Source organism: Mesorhizobium sp. RCAM 05104, from assembly GCF_059683645.1.
This window is the reverse complement of sequence record NZ_CM185033.1, coordinates 6766633-6786142: the sequence shown is the minus strand read 5'-3', so window position 1 is coordinate 6786142 and position 19510 is coordinate 6766633. Positions and strand designations below refer to the sequence as shown.

General features: G+C 62.4%; 18 protein-coding genes. 5 read left to right on the top strand and 13 right to left on the bottom strand.

What is annotated here, in order from left to right; all coding sequences use genetic code 11:
- Positions 1 to 106 precede the first annotated feature (106 nt).
- From AC56QP_RS33130 to AC56QP_RS33120, 3 genes are all read right to left on the bottom strand, one after another.
- Positions 107 to 517 (bottom strand): GNAT family N-acetyltransferase, encoded by a 411-nt coding sequence (locus AC56QP_RS33130; RefSeq protein ID WP_489861715.1) that lies wholly within the window; start codon positions 515 to 517, stop codon positions 107 to 109.
- A gap of 51 nt (positions 518 to 568) precedes the next feature.
- Positions 569 to 2245 (bottom strand): NAD+ synthase, encoded by a 1677-nt coding sequence (locus tag AC56QP_RS33125; RefSeq protein WP_489861716.1) that lies wholly within the window; start codon positions 2243 to 2245, stop codon positions 569 to 571.
- Positions 2246 to 2401: 156 nt separating this feature from the next.
- A complete protein-coding gene (locus AC56QP_RS33120) occupies positions 2402 to 3121 on the bottom strand; it encodes a DNA-3-methyladenine glycosylase I (protein WP_489861717.1) in 720 nt (239 codons plus the stop codon).
- 94 nt (positions 3122 to 3215) lie between these two features.
- On the opposite strand from AC56QP_RS33120, the gene AC56QP_RS33115 reads away from it, so the two are divergent.
- On the top strand, positions 3216 to 3779 hold the full coding sequence (locus AC56QP_RS33115; RefSeq protein WP_489861718.1) for a DUF1003 domain-containing protein: 564 nt from the start codon (positions 3216 to 3218) through the stop codon (positions 3777 to 3779).
- The gene (locus AC56QP_RS33110; RefSeq protein ID WP_489861719.1) at positions 3776 to 4363 is read left to right on the top strand and encodes a DedA family protein; all 588 of its coding nucleotides are present in this window, start codon (positions 3776 to 3778) and stop codon (positions 4361 to 4363) included. Before AC56QP_RS33115 ends, AC56QP_RS33110 begins: the two co-directional genes overlap by 4 nt.
- 3 nt (positions 4364 to 4366) lie before the next feature.
- On the opposite strand, the gene AC56QP_RS33105 is transcribed toward AC56QP_RS33110, so the two are convergent.
- Positions 4367 to 4954: a hemerythrin domain-containing protein gene (locus AC56QP_RS33105; RefSeq protein WP_489861720.1), complete on the bottom strand. Its 588-nt coding sequence runs from the start codon at positions 4952 to 4954 to the stop codon at positions 4367 to 4369.
- Between the two features lie 141 nt (positions 4955 to 5095).
- Entirely contained in the window at positions 5096 to 6664 is a 1569-nt protein-coding gene (locus AC56QP_RS33100) for a bifunctional AfsR/SARP family transcriptional regulator/alpha/beta hydrolase (RefSeq protein ID WP_497100912.1), read from the bottom strand.
- 153 nt (positions 6665 to 6817) lie between these two features.
- Here AC56QP_RS33100 and mddA point away from each other — a divergent pair, with 153 nt between their 5' ends.
- Positions 6818 to 7576, top strand: a complete 759-nt coding sequence (gene mddA, locus AC56QP_RS33095) for a methanethiol S-methyltransferase (protein WP_489861721.1) — start codon at positions 6818 to 6820, stop codon at positions 7574 to 7576.
- A gap of 261 nt (positions 7577 to 7837) precedes the next feature.
- On the opposite strand, the gene AC56QP_RS33090 is transcribed toward mddA, so the two are convergent.
- Together AC56QP_RS33090 and AC56QP_RS33085 are read right to left on the bottom strand one after the other, a co-directional pair.
- Positions 7838 to 8197 carry a diacylglycerol kinase gene (locus tag AC56QP_RS33090; RefSeq protein WP_091575119.1) on the bottom strand — a complete coding sequence of 120 codons (360 nt, stop codon included), beginning with the start codon at positions 8195 to 8197 and terminating at the stop codon, positions 7838 to 7840.
- An 81-nt stretch (positions 8198 to 8278) separates the two neighbouring features.
- A complete protein-coding gene (locus AC56QP_RS33085) occupies positions 8279 to 8695 on the bottom strand; it encodes a GFA family protein (RefSeq protein WP_489861722.1) in 417 nt (138 codons plus the stop codon).
- A 411-nt stretch (positions 8696 to 9106) separates the two neighbouring features.
- Between AC56QP_RS33085 and AC56QP_RS33080 the strand changes: the two genes are divergently transcribed.
- On the top strand, positions 9107 to 10177 hold the full coding sequence (locus AC56QP_RS33080; RefSeq protein WP_489861723.1) for a GGDEF domain-containing protein: 1071 nt from the start codon (positions 9107 to 9109) through the stop codon (positions 10175 to 10177).
- 129 nt (positions 10178 to 10306) lie between these two features.
- Here the strand turns inward: AC56QP_RS33080 and AC56QP_RS33075 are convergent, their stop codons facing one another.
- From AC56QP_RS33075 to AC56QP_RS33055, 5 genes are all read right to left on the bottom strand, one after another.
- Positions 10307 to 11680, bottom strand: coding sequence for a class II 3-deoxy-7-phosphoheptulonate synthase (locus tag AC56QP_RS33075; protein ID WP_091575124.1), 1374 nt, complete (start codon positions 11678 to 11680; stop codon positions 10307 to 10309).
- Between the two features lie 136 nt (positions 11681 to 11816).
- Complete coding sequence (locus AC56QP_RS33070; protein WP_489861724.1) at positions 11817 to 12245, bottom strand: DUF3995 domain-containing protein; 429 nt, start codon at positions 12243 to 12245, stop codon at positions 11817 to 11819.
- Between the two features lie 2 nt (positions 12246 to 12247).
- Complete coding sequence (locus AC56QP_RS33065; protein WP_256750413.1) at positions 12248 to 12586, bottom strand: DUF962 domain-containing protein; 339 nt, start codon at positions 12584 to 12586, stop codon at positions 12248 to 12250.
- A gap of 189 nt (positions 12587 to 12775) precedes the next feature.
- Positions 12776 to 16273, bottom strand: a complete 3498-nt coding sequence (gene mfd, locus AC56QP_RS33060; protein WP_489861725.1) for a transcription-repair coupling factor — start codon at positions 16271 to 16273, stop codon at positions 12776 to 12778.
- Positions 16274 to 16286: 13 nt separating this feature from the next.
- Positions 16287 to 16589: a succinate dehydrogenase assembly factor 2 gene (locus AC56QP_RS33055; RefSeq protein ID WP_091575128.1), complete on the bottom strand. Its 303-nt coding sequence runs from the start codon at positions 16587 to 16589 to the stop codon at positions 16287 to 16289.
- A gap of 92 nt (positions 16590 to 16681) precedes the next feature.
- On the opposite strand from AC56QP_RS33055, the gene recG reads away from it, so the two are divergent.
- Complete coding sequence (recG, locus tag AC56QP_RS33050; protein ID WP_489861726.1) at positions 16682 to 18790, top strand: ATP-dependent DNA helicase RecG; 2109 nt, start codon at positions 16682 to 16684, stop codon at positions 18788 to 18790.
- On the opposite strand, the gene AC56QP_RS33045 is transcribed toward recG, so the two are convergent.
- A complete protein-coding gene (locus AC56QP_RS33045) occupies positions 18742 to 19500 on the bottom strand; it encodes a DUF502 domain-containing protein (protein ID WP_489861727.1) in 759 nt (252 codons plus the stop codon). The genes recG and AC56QP_RS33045 overlap by 49 nt on opposite strands.
- Between the last annotated feature and the right edge of the window lie 10 nt (positions 19501 to 19510).

Below are 19510 nucleotides of genomic sequence, written 5' to 3'. Positions count from 1 at the left end.
ACACGCTGGTGCATCGCCAAGACGAGCTCACGCCAAAAGCGTATCTGGTCCAACCACTGCGATTATTTTGCAACAACGGCTGATGCAAGCCATCGCCACGCGCTCTTCATTGCGGAACGCGATCGAGGCGCATGTATCGACCATCGGTTGATGCCTTGAAGCCCAGCTTCTCATAAACGCCGTGCGCGTCACTGGTCGACAGACTCCAGTGGAAAACAGTCCCGACATCCGGATGGTCGATAAGGGCCTGGACGAGGCGGCCACCTATGCCCTGCCCGCGATACCCGGGCCAGATGATGATATCGGCGAGATAAGCGAACACCGTGCGATCCGTGATCGCCCGGCCGAAGCCGACTTGCTTGCCCTCGGCGTAAGCGCCGACGCAAAGCGAATTGGCAAAGGCGCGGCGATGCATCTCGTCGCTGCGCCCGGCACCCCAATAGCTTGCCATCAACAGGTCGGATGTCGCCCGGAAATCGATCCGGGACATGTCGAAGCTGATTTCACAGTCAGGCATGGCTACACTCGCCCTGCGGCATGGCGCGAACTTTCGCTCGGGAAACGGCGTCTAGCCGCGATCCCTGAACCGGTTGGTGATGGGATAGCGGCGGTCGCGGCCGAAATTCTTCCTGGTGATCTTCACACCGGGTGCCGCCTGCCGGCGTTTGTATTCGGCTATGTAGAGCAGATGCTCGATGCGCGTCACCGTCGCCCGGTCATGGCCGCGCGCGACGATGTCGTCTACGCCCATCTCGTTCTCGACCAGGCATTCGAGGATATCGTCGAGCACCGGATAGGGCGGCAGCGAATCCTGGTCGGTCTGGTTCTCGCGCAATTCCGCCGACGGCGCCTTGTCGATGATGTTCTTCGGGATCACCTCGCCGGAGGGCCCGAGCGCGCCCGGCGGCACGTGGCTGTTGCGCCAGCGCGACAGCGCGTAAACCTGCATCTTGTAGAGGTCCTTGATCGGATTGAAGCCGCCATTCATGTCGCCATAGAGCGTGGCGTAGCCGACCGACATCTCGCTCTTGTTGCCCGTCGTGACGACCATCGAACCGAATTTATTGGAGATCGCCATCAGGATGGTGCCGCGTGCTCGGCTTTGCAAATTCTCCTCGGTGATGCCTTCCTTGGTGCCTTCGAACATCTGTGTCAGCGCGTGCAGGAAGCCTTCGACCGGCTCGAAGATCGGCACGATATCGTATCGGCAGCCGAGCGCGCGAGCGCAGTCCTCGGCGTCCTTGAGCGAGTCCTTCGACGTATAGCGGTATGGCATCATCACCGCGCGCAGTCGCTCCTCGCCGAGCGCATCGACGGCAAGGGCCGCGCAGATCGCCGAATCGATGCCGCCGGACAGGCCGAGCACGACATTCTTGAAGCCGTTCTTGTTGACGTAGTCGCGCAGGCCCAGCATGCAGGCGCGGTAGTCGGCCTCTTCCCTCCCCGGGATCTTCGACATCGGCCCTTCCGAGCAGACCCAATGATCACCTTGCCTGTTCCAGGTGGTGACATCGACCGCGTCCTCGAACTGGCTCATCTGGAAGGCCAGCGTCTTGTCCGCGCCGATGGCGAAGGATGCGCCATCGAAGATCAGCTCATCCTGGCCGCCGAGTTGGTTGGCATAGATAATCGGCAGCCCGCATTCGATGACCTGGCGGATGACGACCTGATGGCGGACATCGATCTTGGCGCGGTAGTAAGGCGAGCCGTTCGGCACCAGCAGGATTTCCGCTCCGCTCTCGGCAAGAGTCTCGCAGATGCCGACATCGCCCCAGATGTCCTCGCAGATCGGAATTCCGATCCGCACACCGCGGAAATTGACCGGTCCCTGGATCTCGGGTCCAGCCTGGAAGACGCGCTTTTCGTCGAATTCACCATAGTTCGGCAGATCGAGCTTGTAGCGCTCGGCGATGATCTTGCCGCCATCGGCAAAGACGATCGAATTGTGCGTGCCGCTCTTCCGCTTCAGTGGCGTGCCGATGATGACGCCCGGGCCGCCATCGGCGGTATCGGCGGCAAAGTCCTGTGCCGCCTTTTCGCAGGCTCTCAGGAAGGCCGGCTTCAGCACCAGATCCTCTGGCGGATAGCCGGCGAGGAAAAGCTCGGTATAGAGCACGAGGTCGGCGCCCTGGCGGGCGGCGTCCGCCCTCGCCTCGCGTGCCTTGGCGAGGTTGCCGGCGACGTCGCCGACCGTCGGATTGAGCTGGGCAACAGCGATGCGCAGGATGTCGAGTTTCTTGGTCATGCCTGCGGTTTAGCGCGGCAAAATTCGCCGGGCAATGGCGTTCATTTGGGCCACTCCAGACCGATTGACTTATGTCAATCGTGTCGGACCGGATGACATATGTCATTCGTGTCTCGAGCGATCGACAGATTTCGATCGCGCCTGGGCGACCGGCGTTCAGTCCTGTTCACCCATGTATTCGCGCAAGGCTTCCGGCGAGTTGTTCTCGCCGATCGACATCGCCAGGATGCGCGAAATATGCCGGCGCGGCAGGCCCGTCTCCGCGGCCCAAGTGTTGATCTGCACCTGGATCTTGTCGAGATCCTTCTTCGAGGCCGGGCTCTCGGCGATGTCGAGGCCCGCGTCGCGTAGCGCCGCCGCCATATCGCCTGAAATCACGAAGGCGTCCCAGCCCAGCCAGCGCAGAAGATACTGCCCGGTGTTGCCGCCGAGCCGGCTGCCATGCTTGCCGAGATAGGCCATCAGTCCGACCTGGTCGCCGGCCGGCCAGTTGGCCAGGAATTTGCCGAAGCTGCCATGCTCCTTCGATACGCGCTCGACGAAGGCGGCGTTGTCACGCACGGACTTGATCTTCTGGGGATTGCGAACGATGCGCTTGTCAGCCGTCAGATCGTGCCAGAAATCATCGGGCTGGAACAAAAGCCGCTTCGGCTCGAAGTGGAGAAAAGCCTCCTCGAAGCCCGGCCATTTCTGTTCGATGACGCGCCAGACGAAACCAGCGGCAAAGACGCGTTCGGCCATCGTCGACAAAATGCGGTCGTCCGTGATGTCGGCCACGGCGGCATTGTCGGGCACCGGCCCCAGCAGCGACGAAAGCTCCGCCTCGCCGCCCTTGCGTTTGGCCGCACGAGCGCGGATTTTGGCGAAATCTGGCATTCTGCTCCCATCTCCATGTCGTGCTTTTGACGACCCGGCATCTTCCTATATGGAAACCAGGCTGCCAAGCCGATGCTTTTGTACGGAGACATCCATGAACAAGACCGTGCCCGAACTGGCCAACCGCTGGCTGAGGCGAAACCCGGAGAACCTGAGCGAACTTGAGAGGCGGGTGCTGCAGAGTACCGTCGACCGCAAGCCCATCTCCCAGGACATCAACAACAGCCTTGCCGGCATTCAGGATGCAGGCGACCGTATCGCCGACGCCATCGCCCGTATCGGCGGCTCGTGGGCGTTCATCCTGTCCTTCATCGCCTTCCTGATCCTCTGGATCGGTGCCAATTGGTGGCTGCTGGGGCGAGATTCGTTCGACCCTTACCCCTTCATCTTCCTCAATCTCGTCCTCTCGATGATCGCTGCCTTGCAAGCGCCGGTGATCATGATGTCGCAGAACCGCCAGGCCGCGCGCGACCGCATCGACGCCGCCCATGATTACGAGGTCAATCTCAAGGCCGAAATCGAGATCATGGCGCTACACGAAAAGCTGGACGAGTTGCGCCACAGCCAGATCATCGGCATGCGCGACGAGATCGCGCAGATAGCCGAACGGCTGAAGCGGATCGACGAACGGCTCACGCCCCAGACCCAGCCGTCATGACGGACACAATCCATCATTTCATCGAACAGTATGGGCTGCTTGCCGTCTTCTTCGGCTGCGTCGCGGAGGGTGAAAGTGCTGCTATCCTCGGCGGCTTCTTCGCGCACCAACAGGTCTTCGTGCTGTGGCACGCCTTCGTTGCGGCCGCCCTCGGCGCGTTTGTCGGCGACACCTTCTTCTTCATCCTGGGACGAAGCTTTGCCGACCATCGCTACGTCGTCGGATTGCGCAAGCGACCTGGTTTCCGCCGCGCCTTTCGCCTGCTCAACACCCATCCCAACATTTTCGTGCTGTCGAACCGCTATGTCTACGGCATGCGCCTTGTCGGCGGCATAGCAGCGGGACTGTCGCGCATCACGGTGCAGCGTTTCGTTATGCTCAACGCGCTTTCATCGATCATCTGGGCGGTCCTGTTCGGCACCATCGGCTATGTTTTCGGGCTGGGCGCCGAACACATTGTCGGACAGGCCCTGGCCCACCATGAACGGTTGCTGATCGCGCTTGCCATTGGCTTGACGGTAGCGGTCGCTGCTTGGTTCGTCGCCCACCATGGCGCGAGGAAACAACGCGCCAGGGAGAGTTGATCGTCAGTCTATGCCAAGCGCCCGATCGCCCCGATCGAGGATCAGTGGGATGATCAGGTCTTCCTCGTCGGCAAGATGCCGGGTCAGCATGGCGATCAGCCGGTTGTTTTCGTCGGCATAGGCGTCGGCGGCGAAGCGCTGTCTGTCCTCGCTCTCCTGAAGCGTCTTGATAAAGGCGTTGGCTGCCTCGGCATTGCGCTCCAGCCCCTCATGGATGGTGTGGTGATCGGCATCGAGAATCTCGAAACCGCGCTTAAGGCGCGTCTCCGCTTGGGCGAAGACCGGAAAATAATGATGATCCTCGACATTGTGGTGGCCATCGAGATGGCCGAGAAAATGATTGAGGCGCGGCGCGAACCAGCGCGCGAAGTCGGGGGCCGTCAGTCTGCCTTCGCGATAGTCGCCAATGCCGTTGGTCAGTATGCCGCCGAGTTCCCGGAACATGTCGTGCCGCTGCAGCCACATGGTGGCGACGCCATGGATATTGGCATGGCCCTGCCAGTTTTCACGCGGATATTTTTCGGCCAGCCAGCGCAGATCGTCCGGCAGCCGCACCCGTTCAAGCAACAGAAAATTGGCGGCTTCGCTCATGACAGTCTCCTTTGGTGACCGTCATGTAGGGATCGAAAGGCTGGAAGGCTATAGCAGACTCATCATCGCCGGAGACGACGCGTCGTGACGCCCGGTCGGCGGCCAGTGCTCCGGATAGATGCCTGAGCCGCCGGGCTGACCTCACCGCCTTGGCCTCCTGTCGCGCGGCAGCGCGTTGACGAACCGCTTGATTGCCTCGAGCACCGGTTGCTGAGCGCCCGCAAAGAACCAATGATCATTGCCGTCGAGCTCAACGAATTGAGCGCCGGCGATTTGGCTTGCCATATCGCGGCCCGCCGCAATACGCACGGCCCGGTCATCCCGGCGGTGCATCACCAGCGTGGGCACGGAAACGCGTGGCAGGAGGTGTCTCACGTCGGTGTCGCGTAGCGCCTCCAGCACGGCTCCAATGCCGCCTGGACTGGAGGCCGCGCGCAACAGCCCGGCCCACCAGGCCCTCGCTTGGGGATCACGCGAAAGGCTCGGCCCGAAGGTCTCGATCCCGGCAGGGCCACCCCATTCGGTGACGAGCTGCTGGCGCCAGGCGTCATATTGGCTTGCCCGCAACGCGTGCGGAAAGTCCGGCGCCCAGCAGCCCTTGGCCAATGAGCCGAACAGAATGAGGCCAGCCACGAGGTGGGATTGATCGGCCGCGAACTTGATGCATGCCGGCCCACATTCCGACGCCCCGAACAGGACGACCCGACGCGCGTGCGCCGCCCGCAGGACGGTGCCGATATCCTCGGCCGTGACTTCGACGCTCGGAGCCGATCCGACCCGGTCCGACAGCCCGATCCCGCGGCGATCGAACAAGATCAGCCGCCCAAGCGTCATCAATGAAAGCAGAAATGCCCGGCACGAGGGAAGCTCCCAAAGCCGTTCCACATGCGACACGAAGCCGGGCATGATCAGGATATCAAGCTCGCCGCTTCCGTATGTCTGATACGCCAAGTGTATGCCGGCGCCCTTTGCATAGAGTGTCGTCGGAACAGCATGGGCCGGCGGCGCCGTGGTGGGCTCCATGAGCGCTTCGGTTGCGGCTTCGGGCGCAATCCCAAGCTCGTCACGCAGTCGCTGTCTCAGTGCCGCGTGGTGTCGTTCCGCCGAACTTCGATCGCCGGCAAGCAGCAGGCTGCGGATCAAATGCCGGCCATACACCTCGCTCAGCGGATCGAGCTCGACAAGGCGTCCCGCGTGCGCCGCCGCGGCAAAATGTTCACCGGCGGCATTGTTGTCGTGCACGAGGCGTTCAAGCGAATGCATCAGCCGCCCCCTGAGCGCCTCGCGGCGATAGAACGCCCAATCGTCGAACTCGGGACAATCGTGCAGAGAGAAGCCGGCGAGGAAGTCACCCCGATAGCGCAGGCAGGCTTCCTCGAAAGCGCCTCCGTCGCAGGCGCTCTCGAATAGATGCGAGTCAACTTTCAGTTCGACCGCCGCAGACCACCGCACGCTGGTGCGGTCGGTCTCGAAAACATGCCGGCCGAGCGCAAGCTCGATACGATGAAGCATGCGCCGCAATCGCGCGCGGGCGGTCTCTGGGGGACTTTCGGGCCACAGCAGCGTGGCCATGACCTCTCGTGCAACAGCGCCCCGGGCCTCCGCGAGATAGATCAGCAGTGCAAGACCCTTGCGCAGGTTCAGCTTGATCGGGCGGTCGTCACCGTGGATCTCCGGGAACCCGAATGTCTGAAGCGAGAATCCAGTCATGAAATCTCCCGTTGCCTGTCGGCGCCCCAGGGGACGCGCAGGGGACGGTCCATGGATAACAGTCAGGCCTGATCGAGCCCGCTCGCTATCGCAGGCCCCTGCATGCGGCACCGCTGGCGCCGGCACAATAGGGAACACAATAGGGAAACAGTCATGTTCGCACGCCTCCTGATCCTGTTCTACGCCATCCTGAGCTATGCCGTATTCCTTGTTTCATTTCTCTACGCGCTCGGTTTCGTCGGCAACTATCTCATACCCAAGTCGATCGACGTCGGCGGCCCGACGAGTGTGAGCGAGGCCATCGTCATCGACCTGCTGCTGCTCGGCCTATTTGCAGTTCAGCACAGCATTATGGCGCGCCCGGCCTTCAAACGATGGTCGGCCATGATCTTTCCGGTGGCCTGCCAGCGCAGTACCTACGTGCTGCTCTCCAGCCTGATCCTTCTGCTGCTGTTCTGGCAGTGGCGGCCGATCCCGATACAGATCTGGCAGGTCGACGGAATTGCGGCCTGGTTCCTGATCGGCATCTATTGGCTCGGCTGGTCGATCGTGCTGGCCTCGACCTTCATGATCGACCATTTCGATCTATCCGGCCTGCGCCAGGCTTTCTTCGCGCTGCGCGGGGCCGAGATGCCCGGTCAAACGTTCAAGACGCCGCTGCTCTACAAGATCGTGCGGCATCCGCTCATGCTGGGCTTTCTGCTCGCGTTCTGGGCCGCGCCCGAGATGACCGCCGGCCATTTGCTGTTCGCGATCATGACCACAGCCTACATCCTGGTCGCGCTGCAATTCGAGGAGCGGGATCTGATCGCCGAGTTCGGCGCGACCTACCTGCGTTATCGCCGGCACGTTCCCATGCTTGTCCCGCTCCCGGGCCGCAAGTTCGCCGATCCGAAGGACGCCGACGTCTAGGGTCTGGACCCGCTAATATGATCGAAATGGCGCCTGAAATGGCAAAAAGATGCGAGGAGAATCGCGAAGGTTGGGGTCTTTCCCCGGCCAAGCGGTTCGACGACGCAGCTTGCAGCCATTTCGGCGTCCGAAGGATGTGGTCCATCTGCCCGACTACTTTGTCGCGAAGGACTTGAAAGCCGAATGGCTTCCTGCGCCTTCGCTCCGCGTATCCGAACAGATGGCCTCACACCATTTCGACCATATTAGCGGGTCCAGACCCTAGATCGGCAGGCCCATGATCCGCTCGATGATGGCGATGCCCCAGACGCCGGCAACGATCAGCACCGAAATCAGCACCGCCAGCGAACCGCAGTCCTTGGCCAGCTGGATGTCGACATTGAACTCGCGGCTGAAGGCGTCGCAGGCTGCTTCGATGCCGGTGTTCAGCACCTCGACCATGATCAGCAGCAGCACCGCGCCGATGAGCAGGGCATAGCCGCGCCACGAGATCGAAACAAACCAGCCGAGCGGCAAGGCGAGCGCAAGCAGCATCAGCTCCTGCTGAAAAGCCTTCTCGCTGACGGCCAGCTTGCGAAACGCCCGCACCGAATTGAAAAAAGCGTCGATCAGCCGCTGCATGCCAAACCCCTTTCCGAATCACCGGCACGGGATAATGCAATGGCTGGCCAGATCAATGGAATAAGGCGACTTGTCCAAGATTCATTCGGCGACCGGTATGGCAGGCGTCGACTTTTCAAACTGCGGCAGACCGTCATCGATCGAATAATAGTCGCCCTTGTCGCCGACGAAGATATGGCATTCGCCCTGCAGGCCGGTCGGCCTGTCGAACGATCCAGCCATGATCGAGATGTAATCCTGGTCGCGCGGCTTCCAGAACAGCAGCGATCCGCATGCCTTGCAAAAACCGCGCCTGGCGAAGGCAGACGCCTCGTACCAGGTGATGCTTTCCGCACCTTCGACCACGATGTTGGCGTCGGCAACATTGGTCGCGGCATAGAAATGTCCGCTCTGCTTCCTGCATTGCGAGCAATGGCAATAGACGACGCCGCGCAGCGCTCCGCGCGTCCTGAAGCGCACCGCTCCGCACAGACACGATCCCCGGTGACTGTCACTCACTTCGATCCCTCCTTGAAGAAATTCTGCCTTGGCATCGGTATCAGCGCCAGGATTCCAGCTTTATGGCCGTCACACGCGAGCAAATGCGACATGCACCGGTATGGCAAATCCGAAATTCGGTTCAATGATCGAACAGCTTCGAATTCAAGGCCACCAAAACGGCGTTGTCCCAATTGTTGATGCGCGGGTTAGAGCTTCTACAGCCACAGGTAGGGAAAAACCTGTGCGATCCCTGTCAATTAAGGAAACTTTAGCGCTGCCGCATTTATGGTCGCGGCAAGTGAAGGTCGTGAGTGGGGACGCGTCTCTTCGCAAATTGTTATGGGCTGTCGGGTGGCATTCCCCTGGTCGGCGACAATTGGAACCCCGGAAATTTCCGCGGCGGGCTCCGAGGGGAAGAGTGAATCGAAGATGCAGCCGGCAGCAATCCAGACCGAACGAAGCACCGACATCGCATCCACGGTTGTCGCCACGATGCGCCAGCTGGGCGTCCTCGGACTGCCGCGCAACTATGAGATCTTCTACGAGGCGCTGAGCGGCATCAATCGCGAGCTTAGCCTCGCCGTCGTTTCGCTGAGCGACCGGCCGACACAGGACGAGCTTGACCAGATCGGGCGCGCCTTCTTTGCACATAACCATGGGCCCAGCATCGTCGAGCACGCGCGAGACGTCATCGCCAAGGAGCTCGAGGACGTGGCGCTGCTGCTGAGAAGCGAACGCAGCCACATCGAGAAATACGGCAGGATCCTCGATGAAACATCGAGCGGATTGAGCAGCCGCAGCCTTCTCTCCCAGGATCTTCTGCACAAGATCGCCAATGCCATGGCAATTGCCACCAATTCGACGATCGACCACGGCAGGCAGGTCGCCTCGACGCTCAGCGACAAGACCGCCGAACTCGAGAGCGTCAAGTCTAAGCTCGAGGAATACAAGCGGCTGGCCGATACCGATCCCTTGACCCACATCTGGAATCGCCGCGCTTTCGACAAGGCAATCACCAGGATCTACAACAGCAACAAGGGCATCCTGTTCAACGCGTTGATCCTTGCCGACATCGATCGTTTCAAGGACATCAATGACCGCTATGGCCACCCGGTTGGCGACAAGATCATCCAGATCATCGCCGACATTCTCCAGACCAGCATCCGTGGCGACATGTTCGTCGCCCGTACCGGCGGTGAGGAGTTCGCGCTGATCATCGAGGGCGCCAGCGAGGACGCCACCTACGAGATCGCGGAGCGCATTCGCGCACTGATCGAGCAGACGCCGTTCACCAGCAGCCAGACCGGCACGAACTACGGCACCGTCACTGTTTCGATGGGTATCTGCATGGCATCCGAGGCCGATGGTCCCGAAGACCTCTATACCAAGGCCGACCGGGCGCTCTATCGCTCCAAGGTCAGCGGCCGCAACCGCGTCACCAAGCACTCGACGATGGCCAGCCGTGCCAGCAAGAGCTGGCTGCTCTACAAGAAGGACTGATATTTTCGGTCTTTGCCGATCCCCTTCGCGTTGGCCCGCGCCGGAAGCGCGGGCGCCGAGCTGAAAACAGAAAAGGCGCCGGATTTCTCAGGCGCCTCTTTCATGGGTTCATTCGGATCGCGGCGAAAATCAGCCGTTGACGGCCTGCTTGTGCTGGACCGGATGGCTCTTCTTGAGCAGGTCCGAGACCAGGAAGGCCAGTTCGATCGCCTGGTCGGCATTGAGGCGCGGGTCGCAATGCGTGTGGTAGCGATCCTGCAGCTCCTCGGCCGTGATGGCGCGCGCGCCACCGGTGCATTCGGTGACATTCTTGCCGGTCATCTCGACATGGATGCCGCCCGGATGGGTGCCTTCGGCGCGATGCACCTCGAAGAAGGTCTGCACCTCCTTCAGGATGCGGTCGAACGGCCGCGTCTTGTAGCCGGCGGCCTCGATGGTGTTGCCATGCATCGGGTCCGACGACCAGACCACGCTGCGCCCTTCCTTCTTCACCGCGCGCACCAGCTTCGGCAGATAGTCGGCGACCTTGTCGGAACCGAAGCGCGCGATCAGCGTCAGCCGACCGGGTTCGTTCTCCGGATTGAGCAGGTCGATCAGTTCCAGCAAGCCGTCCGGCGTCAGCGACGGACCGCATTTCAGGCCGAGCGGATTCTTGATGCCGCGGCAGTATTCGACATGGGCATGGTCGGGCTGCCGCGTGCGGTCGCCGATCCAGATCATGTGGCCTGATGTCGCGTACCAGTCGCCAGAGGTCGAATCGACACGGGTCAGCGCCTCCTCATAGCCGAGCAGCAGCGCCTCGTGGCTGGTGTAGAAATCGGTCTCGCGCAGCGCGTAGTTGGTTTCCGAGGTGATGCCGACTGCCTTCATGAAATCCATCGTCTCGGTGATGCGGTTGGCGAGCGACTCGTATTTCTCGCCCTGCGGGCTGTCGGACACGAAGCCGAGCATCCAGCGATGCACATTCTCCAGGCTGGCATAGCCACCCTGCGCGAAGGCGCGCAAAAGGTTGAGCGTCGCCGCCGACTGACGGTACGCCATCTCCTGCCGTGCAGGATCGGGAATGCGCGACTTGGCGTCGAACTCGATGCCGTTGATGATGTCGCCGCGATAGCTCGGCAGCGTCACGCCGCCCTTGGTTTCGTTGTCGGACGAGCGCGGCTTGGCGAACTGGCCGGCAACGCGACCAACCTTCACCACCGGCTGTGCGCCGGCAAAGGTCAGCACCACCGACATCTGCAGGAAGACGCGGAAGAAGTCGCGGATGTTGTCCGCGCCATGCTCGGCAAAACTCTCGGCGCAGTCGCCGCCCTGGAGAAGGAAGGCGTCACCGGCGGCCACAGCCGCGAGCTGCTTCTTCAGCTTGCGGGCCTCACCTGCAAAAACGAGCGGCGGAAAGGTGGCGAGTTGCGCTTCCGTGTTCTTCAGCGCGGCAAGATCCGGATAGGCAGGAACCTGCTTGATCGGCTTTGCTCTCCACGAATTCGGCGACCATTTCGTCATCGCTGCACCCAACGCTCTTTCCAGCGGCCTAGACTCCGCCATTCCCGGCCCCATACGGGGGATCGCGGCTCCATACACGAAGCCGATTTCCTATTCTAGACCGGAATTTCAGCGCTGGCGAATGATGGTCGGCAGGTCATTGCATGTGGTCGGTCAGCCCCAGATAGAAAAGGCCCATCCCCAAAACCAGGCACGAAGGGCTGAAAAGCAATGTGTCATAGCTGGCGAAGCGTGTTGTCCTGACCTTCTTGAACAGGCCGACATATCTCGACCAACTCAACGCTCGCGCGCTGAAGACGAGCGCCCAAAACAGCACAGCTGCCTTCAGCCATTCTTGCGGCACCGGCAAACGGATCAAGCCGACGAGGCCAAGAACGAGCAGCAGCACCAGCGCCAGTATCAGCCCCACTATTGTGGCGCCGAAGGCCGTTGCCTTCATGGCCGTGCTGCCATCTTCGCGCTGCGGGAGCGAAACGCCAACGCCGATGTGACCGCCGAGACCCCAATAGAGATGAAAGACGGCTGCGAACAGCAGAATGGCCGAGCAGAGAGCGACGACCGCCATTGTCATGCTTGTCGGGCGGCCTCGTTCACTCGCCTAAGGTGGCGGCCAAGGCCTCCAGTCAGGTCGAGTGCAAGCATACGGAGTAGCGCGATGGCGCTCCACAGGGGGCGATCCGCGAAGGGCTTGTTGCTGTTGTGCTCGAGCAAAGGATGGGTAAACAGAGCAGCAAGGTAGAAGATGGGAATGATGACGAGGAAGGCCCACCAGACGACAAGAAATGACGCCGCGACCCCGGCGATCGGCGCGAAGAACAGGCCGAGATAGTGGATAAACCGGGTCGAAGGTTTCGAATGGCCAGCGAGATAGCCGAGCCAGTATTCATCGAAGGTTTGCGGGTTCATGGATTTCCCCCTTCAGCGATGAGTTGCAAGACCATCTGACCCTTGGGCCAAAATACTTCAATTGCCCCAATCGTCGCACATCTCCCCCCACAGAGACCGCCTGACCCCTGCGCTTCAGTTACTTTTCCCTTTCAACAAATCACAGGTGGCTGAAGGCACCTTTCCCGTCGAAAGGTGCCAGCCATGATACTACGCGGCCTTCTCCACCAAGCGCGACAGCTGTGTCATCACCACAGCCGAACCCGCCAGGCGCTTCTCGGCCGTTGGCCAGTCGCGCACGAACACGACGCTGTGGTCCGGCCTGATCTTGGCCAATGACCCCTGCTCGCCGATGAACTGGACCAACCCGACCGGGTTGGGGAACTCGCGCTTGCGGAAATGGATGACGACGCCCTTCGGCCCGGCGTCGAGCTTCTCGACATTGGCTTTGCGGCAGAGCGCCTTGATGAAGACGATCTTGAGCAGATGCTTCACCTCCTCCGGCAGCGGGCCGAACCGGTCGATCAGCTCGGCGCCGAAGGCATCGATTTCCTCGGTGTTTTCCAGATCGCCGAGACGGCGATAGAGCGCCAGCCTGAGCTGCAGGTCCGGCACATAGCTTTCCGGGATCATCACCGCAGTGCCGACGGCGATCTGAGGTGACCAGCCGCCATCCTGGACTTCGCCGGAATCCTTCACCTCGGCGACGGCTTCTTCGAGCATCTGCTGGTAGAGCTCGAAACCGACCTCCTTGATGTGGCCGGACTGTTCTTCGCCGAGAAGATTGCCGGCGCCTCTGATATCGAGATCGTGGCTGGCCAGCTGGAAGCCGGCACCCAGCGTGTCCAGCGACTGCAGCACCTTCAGCCGGCGCTCGGCGGTGTCGGTCAGCTTGCGGTTGGCCGGCAGCGTGAACAGCGCATAGGCGCGCACCTTCGAGCGGCCGACGCGGCCGCGCAACTGGTAGAGCTGTGACAGGCCGAACATGTCGGCGCGATGCACGATCAGCGTGTTGGCGGTCGGGATATCGAGGCCGGATTCGACGATGGTTGTCGACAACAGCACATCGTACTGGCCGTCGTAGAAGGCGTTCATGATGTCGTCGAGTTCGCCGGGTGGCATCTGGCCATTGGCCACCGCCACTTTCAGTTCGGGAACGGATTCACGCAGGAAATCATGGATTTCGGCCAAATCGCTGATGCGCGGAACAACATAGAAGGAATGACCGCCGCGGTAGCGTTCCCGAAGCAGCGTCTCGCGGATCACCAGCGGATCGAACGGCGAGATGAAGGTGCGCACCGCCATGCGGTCGACCGGCGGCGTGGCGATCAGCGACAGTTCGCGCACCCCGGTCAGCGCCAGCTGCAGCGTGCGCGGGATCGGCGTCGCCGACAGCGTCAGCACATGGACATCGGTCTTCAGGTCCTTCAGCCGTTCCTTGTGCTTGACGCCAAAGTGCTGCTCCTCGTCGATGATCAGCAGGCCGAGATTCTTGAACGAGATCGAGGACCCGAGCAGCGCATGGGTGCCGACCACGATGTCGACCTGCCCTTCGGCGATACCCTTCTTGGTTTCGGCCAACTCCTTGGCGCCGACCAGCCGCGACGCCTGGGCAACGCGGATCGGCAGGCCGGAAAAGCGCTGCGAGAATGTCTTGAAATGCTGGCGCGACAAAAGCGTGGTCGGCACCACCACCGCCACCTGGAACCCTTCCATCGCCGCGATGAAGGCGGCGCGCAGCGCCACTTCGGTCTTGCCAAAGCCGACATCGCCGCAGATAAGCCGGTCCATCGGCTTGCCGGCGGCAAGGTCGTCCCGAACCGAGTCGATCGCCGTCTGTTGGTCGTCGGTTTCCTCATAGGGGAAGCGGGCAGCGAATTCGCCATAGAGGCCCTCCGCCGGCACCAGCGCAGGCGCTGCGCGCATCTGCCGTTCGGCGGCGATGCGGATCAGTTGCCCGGCCATGTCGAGCAGGCGTTTCTTCAGCCGCGCCTTGCGCGACTGCCAGGCGCCGCCGCCAAGCTTGTCCAGCGTCGCCTCGGCTGTGTCAGAACCGTAGCGCGATAGAAGCTCGATGTTCTCGACCGGCAGGAACAGCCGGTCGTCGCCGGCATAGTGGATTTCCAGGCAGTCATGCGGTGCGCCGACAGCTTCGATGGTGCGCAGGCCGATGAAGCGACCAATGCCGTGATCGGCGTGGACGACGATGTCGCCGGCCGACAGCGCCGAGGCCTCGGCAATAAAGTCCGAGGCGCGCTTCTTGCGCTTCGAGCGGCGGATCAGCCGGTCGCCGAGAATGTCCTGTTCGGCGACGACGACCAGTCTTTCGGTCTCGAAACCGGCTTCCAGTGGCAGCACGGCAAGGGCCGCCTGCCCAGGCTCAAGCCTTTCCGCCTCCGCCAGCGTGGCGACTTGCTTGAGGTTGCCGAGATGGTGCTCGGCAAGGATCTGGCCGAGCCGGTCGAGCGAGCCTTCGGTCCAGGCGGCAATGACGATCCGGCGGCGCGCCGCGCGTTCGTCGGCGATGTGCCTGACGACGACGTCGAAGACATTGACGTTCGGATCGGCGCGCTCCTCGACGAAGCTGCGGCCGTGGCGCGAGCCGGCATGAAAGACCTTTTTCGCGCCGGCATCAGGCGCGTCGAAGGGCGTGAAGTCTATCGCTTCACGCGGTCCAAGCGAGGCGATCAGGTTTTCTGGCGAGAGATAGAGCAGGTCCGGCGGCACCGGCTTGTAAGGCACGGCATCCTTGAGCGCGCCGTCGGCCTGCTTCCTGCGCGCTTCGTAGTGATCGAGGATCAGCGTGTGGCGTTCGGCGAGCGCCTCATGCGCCAGATGGTCGAAGACGACAGGTGTATCGGGCAGGTAGTCGAACACGGTCTCCAGCCGCTCGTAGAAGAACGGCAACCAGTGCTCCATGCCGGCGAAGCGCCTGCCCTCGCTGACCGCGGCATAGAGCCCGTCGTCGCGCTGGGGCGCGCCAAAGGCTTCGATGTAGGAGCGGCGGAAGCGGCTGATGGTTTCCGGCGTCAGCGCCACTTCGCTCATCGCCTGCAGCGCCATCGACTTGCGCTGGCCGGTGGTGCGCTGGGTGGCGGCATCGAAGACGCGGATCGATTCCAGCGTGTCGCCGAAGAAATCAAGCCTGAGCGCCTCGGTCCAACCGGGCGCGAACAGGTCGAGAATGCCGCCGCGCACCGCGAATTCACCGATCCCCCGCACGGTCGGCACCCGCTCGAACCCGGATGTCTCCAGCCGCGAAACCAGTGCGTTCATGTCGATCTGGTTGCCTGGCCTGGCGTGGAAGGTCTGGGCCTCGACCAGCCCGGCCGGCGGAATGCGCTGCAGCAGCCCATTGGCGGTGGTGAGGATGACGGCGCGATGTGGCTTCTTCGCCAGCGCGATCATGGCGGTCAGCGCATCAAGGCGCTTGGCGGCGGCGTCCGAGCCGGGCGAGACGCGGTCGTAGGGCAGACAGTCCCAGGCCGGCAACTCCAGCACCGGCAGGCCAGGTGCCGCGAAGGACAGCGCCTCGATGATCGCCGGCAGGCGTTGGCCGTCACGCGCCACGAACAGGACCGGCTTGTCGGGCGCGATCTCGAGTCCTGCCTGCACCAGCGCGAAGGCCTCATAGCCATCGGCGACACCGTCGACTATGAACTGGCCGGCGCGCCCCTTCGGCAGGCCGATGGTGGGGATGAGGCTCATGAAATCACGTCGTTCAGAATGTCATGGAGTGGCGGAAAGCCAGGATCTTTTGCAGGACGGCACAATCAATATCCGCCGGGACCGGGTGTTCGCCGGTGACCATGGGCAGGAATTCGGTGTCGGGAATGTCGAGGAGCCTCTCATATTGGTCGATCTCCTCGCTGGTCAAGGCACCGATTTCAGCGTCGGCGAACGTGCCCAGGATCAGGTCCATCTCGCGCAAGCCGCGATGCCAAGAGCGAAACAGCAGCTTGCGGCGACGGGCGTCGAGCCCCTCGCTTGCCAACCCGGCACTTGATCTCGTCGTTCCGGTCATTGTGCCGCATCCTCACTTGCTGCGGCGCATATAGCGTGGATAGAAGGTGCTGTCAGCCTTGCGCTGTGGCCGTCGCGACATAAGCTGACATCATGCGTCCTTCCCTGCTCGACCCCTTGTTCGTCCCGATCACCTCGCTTGCCGGCGTGGGGCCGAAGGTTGGCGCGCTGATCGAGAAGGTCGTCGCCGCCGATCTCGGCGATCGCGCGGCGCGTGCCGGCGACCTTCTGTTCGTGCTGCCGCACACCGTCATCGACCGTCGCAACCGTCCGGGCATTGCCGGTTCGGCTGAAGGCGCCATCGTCACGCTCGACGTGCGCATCGACCGTCACCAGCCGCCGCCGCGCGGCAACAGGTCGGTGCCATACCGGGTTTATGCCCATGACGACACCGGCGAGATCGCGCTGACCTTCTTCCATGCTCATGCCTCTTATCTTGAAAAGGCGATGCCCGAGGGTGAGCATGTCGTGATTTCCGGCCGCATGGAATGGTTCAACGGCCGCCCGACCATGGTCCATCCCGACCACATCGCACTCGCCAGCGAGGCGGAGAACCTGCCGCTCGTCGAACCGGTCTATCCGCTCACCGCCGGGCTCTCTGGCAAGGTGCTGCGCCGGGCGATCGGCCAGGCGCTCGCGCGCCTGCCCGTATTGGCCGAATGGCAGGATGGCGCGTTCATGCGCCGACAGAGCTTTCCGGCCTTTGGCGATGCGCTCGCCCGCATCCACAATCCGGCGGACCCGATCGATGTCTCCGTGGACGGTGCCGCCTGGCGGCGCCTTGCCTATGACGAGTTGCTGGCAGGCCAGGTCTCGCTGGCGCTGGTGCGGGCTAAAGTCCGCCGCCTGTCCGGCCGCCCCTTGGTCGGCGACGGCAGTATCGTCGAGAAACTGCGCGCCGCACTCCCCTATTCGTTGACGGCCAGCCAGGAATTCGCGCTTGCCGAAATCAATGCCGACCTCGCCGATCCCGAACGCATGCTGCGGCTTCTGCAAGGCGATGTCGGCTCCGGCAAGACGGTCGTCGCGCTGCTCGCCATGGCGCGCGCCGTCGAGGCCGGAGGCCAGGCAGCACTGATGGCACCGACCGAAATCCTGGCACGCCAGCATCTGGCGACGATCGCGCCTCTTGCCGCCAAGGTCGGGCTGCGGATCGCCATCCTGACCGGCCGTGAAAAAGGCCGCGAACGCACCGACACGCTGGCCGGTCTGGCGAGCGGCGAGATCGACATCGTCGTCGGCACCCACGCGCTGTTTCAGGAGACGGTGATCTTCCACGACCTGGTCCTCGCCGTCATCGACGAGCAGCATCGCTTCGGCGTTCATCAGCGGCTTGCCATCACCGCGAAGGGCGACGCGCCCGACATGCTGGTGATGACGGCCACACCCATCCCGCGCACGCTGGTGCTGACCGCCTTCGGCGACATGGATGTGTCGAAGCTGACGGAAAAGCCGGCCGGCCGCCAGCCGATCCGCACCGTCACGCTGCCACTCGAACGGCTCGACGAACTGGTCGGCCGCATGGTTGAAGCCGTCGCCGGTGGCCAGAAGATCTACTGGATCTGCCCGTTGGTCGAGGAATCCGAAGAAATCAAGCTGATGTCGGCCGAGGACCGTTTCGCTTCGCTTAAACCGCTGTTCGGCGACCGCATCGGCCTCGTTCATGGCCGCATGAAGGGTGCCGAGAAGGATGAAGCGATGCGCGCCTTCAAAGAGGGCGAGACGCGCATCCTGATCGCCACCACGGTGATCGAGGTCGGCGTCGACGTGCCTGACGCCACTGTCATGGTCATCGAGCATGCCGAGCGCTTTGGCCTTGCGCAATTGCACCAGTTGCGCGGCCGTGTCGGACGCGGCGTCAAGCCGTCTTCCTGTGTGCTGCTCTACAAGGACCCGCTTGGCGAGACGGCCAAGCGACGACTGTCGGTCATGCGCGAGACGGAAGATGGCTTCCTGATCGCCGAGGAGGATCTGAAGCTGCGCGGCGAAGGCGAGTTGCTGGGCACTCGCCAGTCCGGCACTCCGGGTTTCCAGGTGGCGCGCATCGAGGCGCATGCCGACCTTTTGGAGACCGCCCGCGACGACGCAAGGCTGATCCTGTCCCGCGACCCGGAGCTGCAGTCCGATCGGGGCGCTGCGTTGCGCCTGCTGCTTTACTTGTTCGGCCGCGACGAGGCGGTGCGGCTCTTGCGTGCCGGCTGAGCCAGGGCGCCAACCGACGGGTTGGCAAGCACGCCCTCGATCGGTTCGCCATTCACGACAACCACTTTCGACTTGACCTCGGGCGCTACCAGCCCGGCTGATACGATCAGCTTGGCGCCGTCCTCGATCGTCATGTCGAGCAGCACGATGTCCGACTTCGGCACATACATGAGAAAGCCCGTCGTTGGATTGGGCGTGCAGGGCATGAACACGGCGATCAGCGGATCGCCTTCCTGATCGAGCTTCTCATTGATCTCGTTTTCCTTCTCGCTGGCGACGAAAACCAAGGACCAGACGCCCTTGCGCGGATATTCGACCAACCCGACCTGGCGGAACATGTCGCCCTTGTTGGACAGCACGGTCTCGAAGATCTGCTTAAGCGAACCATAGATGCCGCGCACCAGCGGCATGCGGCCAAGCAGGCGTTCGCCAAAATTGACGATGGCGCGGCCGACGATGTTGGCTGTCAGGAAGCCGATCAGCGTGATCAGGATCAGGGCGACGATCAGTCCGAATCCCGGGACAGGAAACGGCAGATAAGTATCGGGGCTGTAGCGTGCCGGAATGTACGGTTTTACCCAGGAATCGACCCAGCCGATGAACGACCAGGCGATATAGGCGGTGATCGCCAGTGGCGCGCAGACGACGAAGCCTGTGAGGAAATAGTTCCTCAGCCGGGTCATGCCTGAGGTCTTCGGAGCATCGGACATGGTTCACCGG